Raw genomic sequence first — 13,893 nt, 5'->3', positions numbered from 1 at the left:
TGGTGTTCAGGGTTTCGAGTTCAGAGTTGGTCGCGGGCGGCTTCAGTTTTCGGTGCCGGCGAGGCGGGATTTTTCGGAGGCGCGCTTCGGGTAAAACTCGGCCACCTTGGTGACGAACTCGTCCACGAAGACCTGCATGTCGGCGGTCACGTCCTTCACCCGGGTGAGCAGGTAATTGTAGCCGAACAGCGCGGGAATCGCCACGGCCAGGCCGGCCACGGTCGCCAGCAACGCGGCGGCGATGCCGGGCGCGATCGCGTTGACGTTGACGTCGCCCGCCATCGCTACGGCGGCGAAGGTGATCATGACGCCGACCACCGTGCCGAGCAGTCCGAGAAACGGACCGCCCGAGATGGCGATGGTGAGCAGCACCATCTGCTTGTTGAGGCGTTGTTGCTCGCGGACGCGGCCGCCATCGAGACTGGCGGTGATCGCCTTGATCGCGTGCGACGAAAGCGATTTTTCCTCGCCCGCCTTCACCTCGGAAAGGCGTTTGCGAATTTCCTCGGCGCCGATGTGGTAGAGCCGGTAGAGCGGCGCGCGCGCGATCAGCCTGCGCTCGGCATCGGTGAGCTGGCCGCCGAGCGAGGAAATCTGGTGCGTTCCCGCGTTGTCGAGGACGGTCAGATCGGTGGCGACACGCTCGTTGAAGAGCTTCAGGAAACGCTCGTTTCCTTTGCGCACGGCGTCGATGTATCCATTTTTTGCCACCATCACCGCGATGCTGATCGCGCTCATCACCGCAAGGATGACGATCACCACCCAGCCGTCGAAGGTGAGATTCCGGATGATGACCGTGAAATAGCCGGAATGATCCCCGCCACCGCCGCCGGAATGCTCCTCTTCGCTGAAGAGAACGGCGCGCGCGCCGGACTCTCCGCCCTGGGAAGCAGCGAGGAATCGGATGAAGCCGGACGGGCGGGCGGTGCGGGAAAGCTGGAATTCGACGAGTTCGCCGGTGAAGCCGAAGGTGACCGCGGCGTCGGACGTGGCGCGGTCGCCGCCCAGGGTGGCGGGCGTGTCGAGCGCGGGAAGGGCGGCGTCGAGCGTGGCATAGCTTTGCCCGTCGACGTAGAGGGTGACGCGAGCGCCGTCGGCAACGACGGCGAGATGCTGCCAGGCGTTGACGGCCAGCGGCGCGGCCGCCGGCGTGCGGCGAGGCTCGCCACCGCTGGCAATTTCAACGAACGGAATCCCTTGCTCCGTGCCGATAATAAAAGCGTTCTGCGGACCGTTGCGCCGGCCGAAAAGGACGGCGCGACCGGAAAGCGTGGCGGGCTTCACCCAGGCCGACCACGTCAGCGGGGAACCGGCCGGCCAGGCGAGCGAAGGCGTCGCCGGCACGGTGAGGGCGCTGTTGCCGTCAAAACGCAGACCGGTGCCGATGAGCGTGCCGTCGGCCGGAATACCGGGATTGGCGGCATGGTTTTCGTTGCCGGAAAAATCGCGAGCGGGTTGACCGCGTTCGCCGAAGTGCCACGCCAGAATCGTATCCGTATCATAAGTACCTTTTGCGTTTTCGGAGGAAGGCGCGGTCCGGTTGCCGTAATACAGCCAGACAGCGGTCTGCGCGCCGGGTTTTATGTCGGAGACACGCACCCACACAAATGCCTCGCCGAGAAGCGAGTCGAACGAGGCGATGTGATACGGCAGGACGGTCTTGTCGTCCTCGCCGACGAAGCGGACGTCGGCTCCGTCCGGCCGTGCCTGGTCAAACTGGAAGTTGCCGATATGCAGGCGGACGAGGACAGGCGCGCCGCCCACCGGATCGGCGATGCCGGCGCCGGCCGGCGTCGTGTCGATGATGAGTTGCTTGCGCAGCGTCCACTCGTCGTTCCACCAGGCGTGGACCACGCCGGGAAGACCGACGAGGGCCACAAGGCCGAACAACGCGTTTTTTAACCGGAACCGGATCGGTCGTTTCATAAATAACAGGTGTTGGTGCGAAGGGAGGTGACCGCGAAGGATGCGAAAGCCGCGAGGGACAGGATTTTTAGCCGCGAAAGAGCGCAAAGGGTCTTTTGGCGGGGAAACCCTCCACGGCGCCTATAGGCGCCACGCAATATCTCATCTGCATGGGGATTTTTGCGCTCTTTTGCGGCTGAAACGGTTTGAGGAAAATGGATATTGCTGTGATTCATTGCGGCGTTCCTCAGAATTCGGCCCAGAGGCGGAAGGTGAGCCGCGGGTCGTAGTGTTCGGTGCGGCCTTCGCTGAAGAGCGGCACCCCGAGATCGAGCGAACCGTTGAAATGTTTGCGGAATTTCAGGTGCATGCCCGCGCCGACGCTGGCGGGCATGAAACGGGAATCCTCGTCCACCAGCGGATCGTTGAGCGTGAGGCCGGCCCAGTCGGCAAAAAGATAGAACCGCCATTCGTCGAGAAAGCCCCCGAGCGTGACGGACGGGGCGCGGAGTTCGATCGAGGCGGCGATGGCGTTGTCGCCCAGTGTCTCGGATTCGAGGTACCCGCGCACGGTGCCGATGCCGCCGGCGGAAAACTGCTCGCCGGAAACGAGCGGCTGGCTGGCGAGCTGGCCCTGGAGTTGGCCGAAAACCTGCCAGCCGCCGCCCAGTTCGCGCGTTTGCGAGACGTCGCCGCGAATGTAGATAAAACTGCCGTCGGCCCCCGCGCGACGATCGTTGAATTCCTCGGGAGAACTGCCGGGACCGCGCAGATTGAAATTGAGCGAGACATTGAACTGCGTGATCGCCTGCGGCCGGAACAGGGTCAGCGAGTAGCTGGCCGACAGCGGATAATACGTGACCGGACTCTGGATGGAATCAGGGTCGTCGCCGACGGCGAGCGACTGGTCGAAATGTTTGTAATCGATGCCGAAGGTAAGGTTGTGCGTGAACCGCTCCGACCCGCCGAGCGCGACGATCGCCTGGAGGCCGACGATTTCGCCGCGACCGGCGACATCGAAGCTGCCGAGCGTGGAGACATCGCTGTCCTGCTTCACGCCCTGGAGAAGCAGTTTCACCGGAGAGTTCGGCACGGGAGCGAGGTAGTAGGCGGAAAAAACCTTCGCGTCGTCGAGGCGTTCGGGCGCGACCTGGAAGCTGAGGCCGACGGTGTGCTCGAGCTGCCAGAGATTGCCATAGCTGGCAGAGCCGGAGAGGCGGAGCGGTTTGGTGTCGGCGCTGTGGCGGTTGTTGAGCTCGAGCGAACCGTGAAGCGGAAAGGTGTCCTCGACGTTGAGGTCGATGTCCACCGTGCCGGGAACGACACCGGCGCGCAGGACGGGGGTGACACGGCGGTCGGACGACTGGTTGAGAGCAACGATGTCGTGCGTGACGGCGTTGAAATCGGGCACGGTGCCTTCCGCTACGGAGGGGGCGCGTTCCCGGATCCGGTCGAGATCGAAATAGCGGGAGCCGTGAACACGCAGGCGTCCGACCCGTCCCTCGACCACCTGGAGCCGGACGACGCCGTCGCGCACCTGCTGCTGCGGGAGGAGGACGGCCACCGTCTGGTATCCCTTGTCCTGATACATCTTTTCGAGCGCGGCGCGGGCCGCCTCCACGTCCTCCGGAGTCCGTGCGGGGCCGAGAAAGGGATAGGTCGCCGTCTCCACTTCGAGTTGGGAGAGGTGCCGGGCACCCTCGATCCGGTATTCAAAGACGTCGAGTCGCTGCATGGTGGCGGAAGCAGACGCATCCTGCCGCGTGGCGGGCGCGGCGTGCACAGGTACGAGCGGGAGCATCAGGACGAAAAGAAGCGGGATGGCGGCCGCCTGGCAGGATCGCGAGGGGATCCGTGTGCAAAGGCGGCGCAACATTCGTGTTACCGTTGTGTGAATTTGCAAAATTGCGCGGGACCAAAGAGAGCCCCCTTCGCGCCCGGGCGAAGGAGGCATTTCCGGCCAGGCTCTCCGCAAAACGGAGACGCGGCCGGAGGTTCGTTTGCAGTCGGTGTGGAGAAAGGCGTGGACAGGCCGTTTTCAGGCGGCCCGTCCGGCCATTTTCCGGGAGTGTGGTAGCAGGATTATGTTTCCGAAGGAGTTTCGATGATCTCAGGCGATGCCCGCCAGAGGGTGGCGGCGGAAACGACGATAACCGACGAGACCGAGCGCAGCGGCACCGACGATGATCGCCCAGGTGGCAGGCTCGGGCACCGCGGCGAAGTTCGCGTAGTTGTTGCTGAAGTAGATGTCGCCGTCGGCGGTGAGGCCGAAGGTGCCGACGTAGGTGGGCAAATCAGTGCCACCATAGAACTGCCAAAGATCTATAACCTGATACAGGCTGCCAGTAACGGTATCAAACTGGGCAGACTGCTCAAAGTCAGCAAGAGGAAGCGCGTTCGCGGCAACGCTAAACGCAGTGCCAATACTCATGGTGATGGCCCTGGTATTCCAGCTATTGGAGTTGGACGTCGGGATGAGTGCAACCGAAGCGTCATCTGCTGCATATGCGTTGAACCCATTATAGAGTGCGGCGATTTCGGTGCGCAGAGCACCCGACTGGCTAGAGGGGATCGGTTGGCTCCAGACAACCGGCGTCGCTCCCGCATCATTCACCTTGCCCACCCAGTTAGTACGGTTACGACCAGTGACAGGACCTGTAACATCGGTGCTAGTACCGGCCACACCAAATGTGACGTCGGCACGCTGGCTCCAGTCAGCGCCGTAAACGCTCGTCAGGTTAGCGTTGATATTGCCAACGAGCGTCAGCGAGGTGTTACCGGAAGCATAATTCGCGGCGACGTTACCGAGATTCACGGTCAGGTTTGTATCAGCGCCTGCTCCGGAAGAGGCCCTGAACCCGAGGATGAGGTCGTTGTAGGTGGAGGTCGCCCAAACTGACGGAGCAACGGCAAAACCAACCAAGGCGATAGCCTTTGTTAAATTAATTAACTTGTTTGCTTTCATTGTATTATAATACTTAAATCAATTCTGTTTCACACTAGTCAGCAAAGATAGGCTGGCCGGCACCTGCACGTACGACGCGGAAGCTGGCATCAATCTTGATACCGGAAAGCTGCGCATAGTCGTTGGTGATCAGATCACCGAGCTGAGTGACCGCATTCTGCTGATTGCTGTTGAGGGCTCCGTGCAGCAGATATTCATAGTTCCAGAACGAATATCGTCCCTGGCGAATCGCATCATAGCTGAAGGGCTCTCCGTTGAAGGTGAGTATGGCGTCGCCGGTGAGCGTTCCGGTATCGGTATCGAGCACCGCACCGAGCCGCGTTGCATCATTGATGCCAACATAGCCAAGGAGCACGACAGGCTGATCCGCATTCACAGGCAGGGCCAAGTTGGTCGCCAGAGTGCCCCCGCTGGTGTATCCACCATCGGTAGGCCACAGGCCGAAATCCACAATTTCAGTGCCGCTCACGATAGCCTCGTACTGCTCCACGTAACTGTCGACGGAGAAACCGGCCTCGAGCAGAGCAGCAAGGCGGGTGCCTGACTCCTTGTCACGACCGACCGGGAGCGTGTAATAGTCGGCATCGGCGGCGTCTCCGGTGAAGAACGACAGCGGAACGCCACCGTTCAGGAGAACACGAGCCTGCAGGGCGTTGATGTTCTTTACCTTGGCCAGAGCGTCCTGGACGGTGGGGTCGGCGTGATTACCCTTGACCCAGACGAACGGCACGACACCGACGCGACGGGCCGTCAGCGTGGTGAAACCGGCGCCGATGTTGCCGGATTCGCCTTGGGAGTTATCCGCCAGCGCCACATTGGCGACTGCGGAGATGAAGGCCGGGCCGGTGATCTGGTGTTCGCCCGGGATGCCGGTGAGGTTGCTTTCGGCGGGCCAGGTGGTGAGCGGAACGGGAGGCACGGCAGCCACCGAGGCGATGCCGCCGAGCGATCCCGAGTAGGAAGTCTGGACGACGATCGTCTGCGAAGTGCCGACCATGACACCGCTGTAGATGGCCTGGGTGGCTCCGGCGGCACCGGAGGTGCCCACATAGCCGATCTCGCGAGTGGCGGGCTCGATGAGCGCGTTGATCGCGGCATGGGTGGCCGCGCGGAACGCGGTCGAACCGGTGATGCGCAGCTCGATGTCGGCTGCAAACGCCATGGTGGCGGTAGAAATGGCGAGCATGCTCGCCATGAGTATTTTTCCGGGTTTCATAGGATACCTTTGTGTAGGTTAGCTTCCTTGTTGCTGTTGATATCCCCGGCATCCGGAACAGCGGACGACGGGTGAGTAGCGGCGGGGGCGATGGCGGGGAACACCGGACGAAAGAGGCTGTCCGTCAAACGACAGCGGCTGCGTGAGGCGTGTGCTCCGGCCGGATACATTTTCTCTGACGTTGTGCAGAATCATGGTGCTCTTCGATGGTGTGTTGTCCTGAATCGCAGACCGGTTCTGAACCGCTCCGAAGCACCGCCGCAACACCTCTATTGTAACTTTCAGGTCACGCCTTTCGTTGCAGATCCGTGACATTAAAATCACAGGTAAATATAGTATCTTATATATGGATACATATACAAAAATACTGTAACCAATAATAAACTACATATCATGTTCTCACGGTGAAAAAAACGTGCGCCTCTCATATCCGGATCTTCGGGTGTCGAAGAAATCCGCCGGCCGCGTGTGCCTGTTTTACAAAACCGTAACATTCTCGCCGGCGGTCGCCGTGAATCGCTCCGACTGCCGGATGCGCGGTCGCCCGGCCAGCCGGGCACCCCGGGGGTGGGTGGGGCAGATGGTGGCATGGCATATCAAGTTGAATCGTGGCCGTGACGTAGCAGCAGGCGTCCCTGCCCCGCCGGGACGAGGCGCAAGACGCCTCGCCACCCCAGGGCACAGAGGCCTGTGGCTACGCCCCTCTCCCCGCCGGGCGGACGATCCGGCAAAACAAAAAGGGCGGAGCGGCATCTTTTCATGCCGGTCCGCCCTTGTTTATCCGGGGGATGTCTTATCGCGACAGTTCGATCCGGTAAAACACCTTGTCGTCGGGAAGATCGGTTTCCCACTCCACGGGCGCGGCATCGGCATCACGCCAGGTTTTCAGGTCGTCGCTGATCCTGACCTTCACTTGCAGGGTGGCCTTGCCGTCCGCGGCGCGAAGAAGCCGCGATTCGGGGTACAGGTGTGCAAGCATCGACTCCGTGTAGAGATCGAACCGGGCCGGATTTTCCTTCACGTAACCGGTGATCGACTCGTAGGTATCTCCGGCATGAATACGATCGTAATTGGCTGCCCCGTCCGCCCAGGGGTCGGTGCCATGGAGGACGTATTCATCATAGTTGCTGATGCCGTTGCCGTTACTGTCGAGCTCGGGCGCATAGTAGTCGAAGATGCCGTCGCCGTTGCTGTCCGTGGCGCCGAGCGGAAGATCGAAACTGAAGTCCTGCGTATCCGCCAGGAGGAAGCCGTCGTAGACCGGCGAATAGCTCTGGACCTTGACGGTGCGGCCGTCGGGCTGGAACTGGATCAGGCGGAGGTAGCCTTCGCCACCGAGGGTGCGCATCTGGTAATTGGAGAGCATCTGGTGGACGGGCTGGCCGGCATCGTTGTTATCTACCCGGTAGCCCACGCCGCTGCCGAGGACGTGGCCGTTGACGGTCATCACGAAGTTGTGCTTGCGAACCAGCTTCTGCCAGAGCTCCTCGCCATCGTTCATGGTGCCGGGCGTGGTGTAGTGGTGCGGGTTGTAGTCCTGGGCATGAGCGGTGTCGTTGATGTCGTAGCGCCAGTTCGTGTTGTTCATGAAGGCGTGGGTGACGAGGATGCCTTTGCGATCCGGATAGCGCTCCATGATCGTGTTGGCCCAGTCCACCACCTCGTTGCGGGGCGCCCATTCGAGGCAGAGGACGATCCATTGAACGCCACCGGCATTGAAGAGATGATACGTGTTCTGCATGTCGCCCTCGACCATGGCGCCGCCGAAGGTGGGCCAGGACGCGTAGGTCTCGTATTTGAAGTAGCTGTTGAGATGAGTGTCGCGCGTGGCGGCGTTGCCGCCGGGACCATGATCGTGGTTGCCGGTGACAAAGGCGTAGGGGACGACGTTGTCGAGCTGCGCCATGGCGCCGCGGGCGTTTTTCCATTCAGCCACGGAATTCGTATTGGTGATATCGCCGAGATGAAGGACGTAGCGGATGTTGTACCGGCGCAGGTTGTCGCGAATCCAGCTCGTCTGCGCGGAGAAGAGGCCGGGATAGTTTTGCGAATAGATCTGCGTGTCGGGCAGAAGGACGAGCGTCCAGGCGCCGTCGCTCACCTCGCGTTCGCCCGGTTGCGGCGTGAGCGTGATCGGAGGCGTGGCGCGGTCGCGGACGAGCGCGGTGTAGTCATAGAGGTTTTTGAAAAACTGCGCGTTGAAGGCGGCCATGCTTTCGGGCGCCACCTCCTCCCCGGTCGAGGCATTGAAGACCTTGTCCAGCCCCATGGCGGCGAGCAGGAAACGGCCCTGGCCATAGGCACCTTCCATCAAACCGGGAAAGCGGGCCCGCTCGTCACCCGCGACAATGACCTCGAAGCCGGCAAAGCTGCCGAAGGCTTCCCAGATCGTGTTCGTGCCGTGCTGGCCGCCATCCGTGCGCAGGAGATAGCTGAAGGTGGGCTTCGCGCCCGCGCCCTCTCCCTCCGTCAGGGGGATGTTGGCCATGAGGGGATGGTCCGGCGAGAGAACGATCGCTTTCTGGAAATCGTTGTCGACGCGCGTGGCATCCTGGGTGTCGGGAAGGAAGGGCGGACGGTATTCGGTGCTGTCGTTTTGCGTCATCTGCACGAGGAAGCCGGCGCGGTCGATGTAGTCGTCGAGATAGTCGGCATATTCCGCCATGTAGGCGGCATACTCCGGACTGTCGGAGACGAAGGAACCGATGAAGATCAGATCGACGTCGTCCTCAGGGTCGCCCGACGGGTCGTAGGGAGGGCGGTCGAGCGGCAGCGGTTCAACGTGAAAACCGGCCCGGCGAAGCAGTTCAGCGGCGCCGGCGCGGTTGAGATACGGATCAGCCGTCTCCCATACGTAAGCGCGCAATCCCTCGGGATTGGCGTCGCTGGCTTCTGCGGGAGGATTGGGCGTGCCGCCGAGATCCAGCACGCTGCGCACCGGTTCGTCGGGGCTCGGTTCGCTGCCGGCGGCGCGGGCGACGAGTTCCAGAACGCCGATGCCGCCGAAGCCGACCGTGCCGGAGTCCGAATCCGCTCCCACACGCACCTCGATGGCGAGCGTGCCGTCGGCCCGGGGCGCCAGTCCGTCGATACGCGCGATGTTACGGTCGTTGCGGACGGCCTCGAGTTCGACGACCCGGGCGTCCCCCTGGTTGAGAACGGTGAATTCGGTGATGTATTTCTGCGGAAGCTGGCGGTTGGACGAGGTGAAGAATTTCACGTCGTAAACCGTGGCTCCCGTCGTATCGAGGCCTCCCAGGGCGATGCTCGCCACCGGGGAAGTGGCGCCGGTATTGCGCTGCACATAAAAAAAGTCGCTTGCGGCCGTGTAGGTATAAACCACCTCGGAGCCGAGGCCGTTGAGGGATGATGCTCCGAATTGTTGCGGGATCGCCAGCGTCACACCGCCAGCCGTGCTGCCGCTGATATCCTTGATGGCGGCGGCGGCCAGAGGGCCGAGGGAGGTGACATTGTTCCACTGCCGTCCGAGATGATCGGCAGCGGTGGTGGTGCGCCCGGCAGGACCAAAGTCCACGAGGAATGTCGCAGAGTCGGTAGCGGCGAAGGCTACCCGGGTGGCGGCCACCAGGGTCAGCAGGATTGTCTTGAGCCGGATATTCATGATGCGTTCTCTTGGGAAAAATTTCAGGATGTAGTTATATTTCGGTTACAAAAATCGACGACCGGTGCGATAGCGACGAAGCAACCAGCTCCCGGCAAGCGTCACGGCGCCGGCCATGGCGACCCAGGTGGAAGGTTCAGGGATGGGGCTCACCGCGGCGGTGGCGGCTTGCCCGGCACCGTAATCGAAAAATCCGACGATGGCTTGTGTTTCCTCCGTGAAAAAGTACTCGTGGAAAACGACGGTGGAATCGACGTTGATATCAATCTGCCACGAGGCGTCGGTGAACAATGCCCATTCGGCACCGGTGGAAATGTCCAACGAATCGAAGAACCACAGATAAAGTGTTTCGCCTGGGGTATAAAGGGAGTTGTCCAGCAGTCCCAAGCTGGCATTCCATTCGGGACCAGAGGGATCGTAGTACCCGTTGGCAGTTGCTTCGGAGGCGACGGTAATCCAGTTGTCCTGCCAGAGATGGACATTAGAGGCGTCGGCAGTGAAACCGTCGGTAAATTTTCCATACAAGGCGAGCTGGAAGGCACCCGACCAGGCGGTATCTCCGGATGATGATGACAAGGTGATCGTGTCATCGTAGAAAAGATACTCGGTCGCCAGCGCCGGGGAAGCGCAGACGGAAGCAAGGGTAATCGCGGCGGCAAGGGTGCTTATGTGTGCAGTTTTCATGTGTATGAGAAAAATCAGAAATCGAAAGGACGGGGGATAATGTAGCCGGCGTCGGCATTGCCGCGCCGCAGGAGAATCAGGCCGGAAGCGGGGAGAAAGGAGACATGGGCCTGGTCGGAACCGTCGCCACTTTCCTGTCGCCACGATTCGCCGTCACCGGCGAGGTGCCAGGAAAAATACTCCGTGTCGGGTGCTCCAAACACGAGAATTTCGTCCGCAGCATCCGTGTTTTCATGACCAATCCAGCGAGAGGAAGGATCGGCAGAGGGATCAGTGGCAAAGGCGCCAATCTCGACGGGTGAGAGCGTGAGGGGAAAACCGGTCGCGAAGGATTGTAACCCGGCGACGAGATTTTTGCGGAACGCATTGGTGCGGACAGCACCCGCCTCGGTCCATATTTTGGGACCAGAGCGCAACTCTACAACAATGGCGCTATCGGGCGGAATAACGAGATCACGCATGTCAAGCGGGGAACTGCCGCAGCGCCAGGTCTGGCCGTCACTGCGCAGGTAATGAAAAATAAAGCCGTCCTCGCCGAGCACATGGATACCGTCCGCGAGCCGGCTGTTGTTGTTGCCGACCAGGCCGGGGCTGAACATCGCCGCCAGGCGGGAGAGCGTCACATGCTGGCGGAGGGCGCAGCGCGCGCCGGCCAGTGTCTCCGCGACCAGCGTGTGCGACGTGCTCAGAGAGCCCGCCGACAGATCGAGCGCGACGGTCGCCCCGCCGGCGGCGGCCGTGGCGACCGTATCGACATCCCAGCGCTCGCCCTCGAGCGTCCCGTCGAGCACCTCGACGTAATAACGCGCTCCGGGCTCCAGGCGGGAGCTGACGGCAGCTCCCGTATCCGAAAAGGTAAGCGTGGCGCCGGTGTTGTTCGCGACGGAGCCGGCCAGAACCTCGTTTTCGATGATCGGGAAAGAAAGTCCCGATGCCCCGACGGGCAGCTCGCGGGCGACTGCGCCGACCGGAGGCAACTCCGCAATCACGTCCGCCTTGAGGCAACCGGCGCAGATCAGGCCCGTTGCGATGAGAAAAACGGCTGTCCGGAGGGAATGATTCGATCCCCTGCGCGACGCCCCTGAATGACAATATGGCGATGGCATCCCATCACCATCGGGGCGCGAATCCGACCGTCAACGGGCCTACGGAAACATTGCGGTGAACATCCGGTCACAACCAGGTGACACGCCGCGTTCAGCCGCTACCGGCCGACCGCTCCTTCGGCATCCGGAGCGGACAGCGTATCACGGATCATATGACGCAGGCGTCGGGTCGAGACGCGCGCGTTGAGCACGCGTCTTGCAAACCCGGTGTTGGCCGGATGGTACGCGAATGCCTTCGCCTCGGCGTCGAAGTCCTCCACGCCGCGCAACCGGCCCGCTTCGCGGACGAGATCGATGTCCGCATCGCAAAACCCCGGCTGGAAAAAGCACAGCAGGGGCACCAGCCACCGCGCATGCGGATGGAGCGCACGCGACAACACCGCGCGCTCGAAGCGTGCGGAAGAGATCCCGTTCTGTTCGCAAAATGCCTGGGCGAATGTCTTCTCCCCCGGCGTCTTCACCCGAACCCTGAACGTGGTCCGACCCGACTTCATGTGCCCGTCTCCACCCCGGCCATCGGAGCGTCCATCTTTTGTTCGGCCGGGAACTGGCGAATAAAATCGGAAAATTCCACCAGCTTGTAGTTTCCGTCCCGGTGCTCGACGATCGCGGTCAGCGATTCCACCCAGTCTCCGGAGTTCAGATAGTGGATGTCGCCGATCATCTTGTCGGCCGGCGTGTGGATGTGGCCGCACATGACGCCCGCGCAACCGCGTTCGCGGGCGAGGTCGGCGATGTGTTCCTCGAATTTCGACACGTGGTTCACCGCCTTTTTCACACGCGCCTTGATCGCCTTGCTCAGCGACCAGTATTCCTTGCCGCGCCAGGCGCGCCAGCGGTTGTAGACGCGGTTGAGGCGCAACAGCGCCGCGTAACCCCAGTCGCCGAGATGCGCCAGCCACACGAAATTTTTCGTCACCGTATCGAAGACGTCGCCGTGCAGCACGAGGTAGCGCCCTCCCCTGCCCTGATGCACGTAGTCCTCGACAATGCTCAGGTTCTCGAAATCGAGCGGCAAAAAGGAAGTCAGGATGTCATCGTGGTTGCCGCGCAGATACACGATCTGCGTATCACGCTTTTCCAGCATCTTGAGGACGATGCGCACGAAATGGGTGTGCGCCTTCGTCCAGTGTCCGCGCCGCCGGAGCTGCCAGCCGTCGATGATGTCTCCGTTGAGGATCAGCTTCTCGCAGCGCACGTGGCGCAGGAAATGGTTAACCTCCTCGATCTTGCAGTCGGGCGTGCCGAGATGCACGTCGGAGAGGATCACGGTGCGTACCCGCAAACGGCGCTTTTCCGGCAAAGTTTCCGGATCGGCGTCGGCGACGAAGTCGATGATTTCATTTTTCATGGCTGGCTGGATGAAAAACCGGGAGCCGGCGCGATGGCCGGCATGCCTGCGCCGGCGGTCTCCGCCGCCGGGCTGCGGACGCGCGAGGCCGGCGGCACGAGCACGCGCAGGCTGCGGGGCCGCACGCTGATTTCGAGCGTGGCATCGGTGGCGCGGGTTTCGCCGTCGGTATGGATGATGTCGGCCGCGGTCCTCCGGATGAGGAAGCGCTCGCCGGCCATCCGGCGGACGTTGCGGGCGCGGTCGATGCTGCCGAGAAACAGCCGCAGCGCCAGCGAGGTCGCTCCGGCCAGTCCGCATGGCTCCACGGCGATCAGGTCGAGCCGGCCGTCGTCCACGCGGGCGTGCGGGGCGATGAAGGCGTTGTTGCCGTACTGGTCCGAATTGGCGACGACGAGCAGCACCACCTCGAGGTCGGTCTGCCGGCCGGTGCCGGCCTCGAGGATCGAGATGCGTTCGCGCCGCATCCGGCGCACGACCGTGAAGGCGGTGCGCACGTAGGCCGGCAGTCCCCGCCGCGTCATGGCGTTGAAATGACGGCTCACCTCGGCGTCGAGCCCGAATCCCATCGCGTTGAAAAACGGCAGGCCGTTGGCCTCGCCCACGTCGAGACTCACCCGCCGCGGTTCGCCGCGCCCGCCGACCCGGCGCACGTCGGCGCCGCCTTCGGCGATCAGTTCCAGGGCGGCCGGCAGCGAACCCGGCACCCCGAGGTGCCGCGCCAGCCCGTTGCCCGACCCGCAGGGCACGATCCCGAGCGTGGCCGGCGTGCCGACGAGCGCCTGGGCGACTTCGTTCAGCGTGCCGTCGCCTCCGACCGAGACCACCAGCTCGCATCCGGCCTCCACCGCCTCGCGGGCGAGGAGCGTGGCGTGGCCCGGCCCTTCGGTGACGGACACCGCGGCATCGAGCGTCGCGCCCTGGCCCGCGGCGAAATCGCGCAGCGTCGACGCCAGCCACGGGCGGCGGCGATTGCGGCCGGAACAAGGATTCAGGATCAGGCATGTTCTCATTGCGGAAATCCTGTGGCCGGAGTCGTTTTCA

General features: G+C 62.5%; 10 protein-coding genes. All 10 read right to left on the bottom strand.

Going from position 1 to position 13,893, the window contains the following annotated elements:
* Positions 1-42: 42 nt before the first annotated feature.
* The 10 genes from OPIT5_20285 to OPIT5_20240 all read right to left on the bottom strand — a co-directional run bounded on the left by OPIT5_20285 (position 43) and on the right by OPIT5_20240 (position 13,862).
* Positions 43-1,926 (bottom strand): biopolymer transporter ExbB, encoded by a 1,884-nt coding sequence (locus OPIT5_20285; GenBank protein AHF92233.1) that lies wholly within the window; start codon positions 1,924-1,926, stop codon positions 43-45.
* Positions 1,927-2,152: 226 nt separating this feature from the next.
* Positions 2,153-3,781 carry a hemin-binding protein gene (locus OPIT5_20280; protein AHF92232.1) on the bottom strand — a complete coding sequence of 543 codons (1,629 nt, stop codon included), beginning with the start codon at positions 3,779-3,781 and terminating at the stop codon, positions 2,153-2,155.
* 234 nt (positions 3,782-4,015) lie between these two features.
* A complete protein-coding gene (locus OPIT5_20275; GenBank protein AHF94552.1) occupies positions 4,016-4,870 on the bottom strand; it encodes a hypothetical protein in 855 nt (284 codons plus the stop codon).
* 34 nt (positions 4,871-4,904) lie between these two features.
* Positions 4,905-6,086, bottom strand: coding sequence for a hypothetical protein (locus tag OPIT5_20270; GenBank protein ID AHF92231.1), 1,182 nt, complete (start codon positions 6,084-6,086; stop codon positions 4,905-4,907).
* A 793-nt stretch (positions 6,087-6,879) separates the two neighbouring features.
* Positions 6,880-9,708 (bottom strand): metallophosphoesterase, encoded by a 2,829-nt coding sequence (locus OPIT5_20265; GenBank protein ID AHF92230.1) that lies wholly within the window; start codon positions 9,706-9,708, stop codon positions 6,880-6,882.
* 45 nt (positions 9,709-9,753) lie between these two features.
* Complete coding sequence (locus OPIT5_20260; GenBank protein AHF94551.1) at positions 9,754-10,392, bottom strand: hypothetical protein; 639 nt, start codon at positions 10,390-10,392, stop codon at positions 9,754-9,756.
* Positions 10,393-10,406: 14 nt separating this feature from the next.
* On the bottom strand, positions 10,407-11,369 hold the full coding sequence (locus tag OPIT5_20255; protein ID AHF94550.1) for a hypothetical protein: 963 nt from the start codon (positions 11,367-11,369) through the stop codon (positions 10,407-10,409).
* A 227-nt stretch (positions 11,370-11,596) separates the two neighbouring features.
* On the bottom strand, positions 11,597-11,992 hold the full coding sequence (locus tag OPIT5_20250; protein AHF92229.1) for a hypothetical protein: 396 nt from the start codon (positions 11,990-11,992) through the stop codon (positions 11,597-11,599).
* Positions 11,989-12,849, bottom strand: a complete 861-nt coding sequence (locus tag OPIT5_20245; GenBank protein ID AHF92228.1) for a phosphoesterase — start codon at positions 12,847-12,849, stop codon at positions 11,989-11,991. Before OPIT5_20245 ends, OPIT5_20250 begins: the two co-directional genes overlap by 4 nt.
* Positions 12,846-13,862, bottom strand: coding sequence for a diacylglycerol kinase (locus tag OPIT5_20240; GenBank protein ID AHF92227.1), 1,017 nt, complete (start codon positions 13,860-13,862; stop codon positions 12,846-12,848). The genes OPIT5_20245 and OPIT5_20240 overlap by 4 nt, the downstream gene beginning before the upstream one ends.
* Positions 13,863-13,893: the final 31 nt, after the last annotated feature.

The organism is Opitutaceae bacterium TAV5 (assembly GCA_000242935.3).
Classification (GTDB): domain Bacteria; phylum Verrucomicrobiota; class Verrucomicrobiia; order Opitutales; family Opitutaceae; genus Geminisphaera.
The sequence above is the reverse complement of the archived record's forward strand: the minus strand, read 5'-3'. Positions and strand labels throughout refer to the sequence as shown.

Bases quoted from the DNA above. Each gene is read 5' to 3' on its own strand.
- OPIT5_20285 (AHF92233.1), bottom strand. From the start codon at position 1,926: ATGAAACGACCGATCCGGTTCCGGTTAAAAAACGCGTTGTTCGGCCTT.
- OPIT5_20280 (AHF92232.1), bottom strand. From the start codon at position 3,781: ATGTTGCGCCGCCTTTGCACACGGATCCCCTCGCGATCCTGCCAGGCG.
- OPIT5_20275 (AHF94552.1), bottom strand. From the start codon at position 4,870: ATGAAAGCAAACAAGTTAATTAATTTAACAAAGGCTATCGCCTTGGTT.
- OPIT5_20270 (AHF92231.1), bottom strand. From the start codon at position 6,086: ATGAAACCCGGAAAAATACTCATGGCGAGCATGCTCGCCATTTCTACC.
- OPIT5_20265 (AHF92230.1), bottom strand. From the start codon at position 9,708: ATGAATATCCGGCTCAAGACAATCCTGCTGACCCTGGTGGCCGCCACC.
- OPIT5_20260 (AHF94551.1), bottom strand. From the start codon at position 10,392: ATGAAAACTGCACACATAAGCACCCTTGCCGCCGCGATTACCCTTGCT.
- OPIT5_20250 (AHF92229.1), bottom strand. From the start codon at position 11,992: ATGAAGTCGGGTCGGACCACGTTCAGGGTTCGGGTGAAGACGCCGGGG.
- OPIT5_20245 (AHF92228.1), bottom strand. From the start codon at position 12,849: ATGAAAAATGAAATCATCGACTTCGTCGCCGACGCCGATCCGGAAACT.
- OPIT5_20240 (AHF92227.1), bottom strand. From the start codon at position 13,862: ATGAGAACATGCCTGATCCTGAATCCTTGTTCCGGCCGCAATCGCCGC.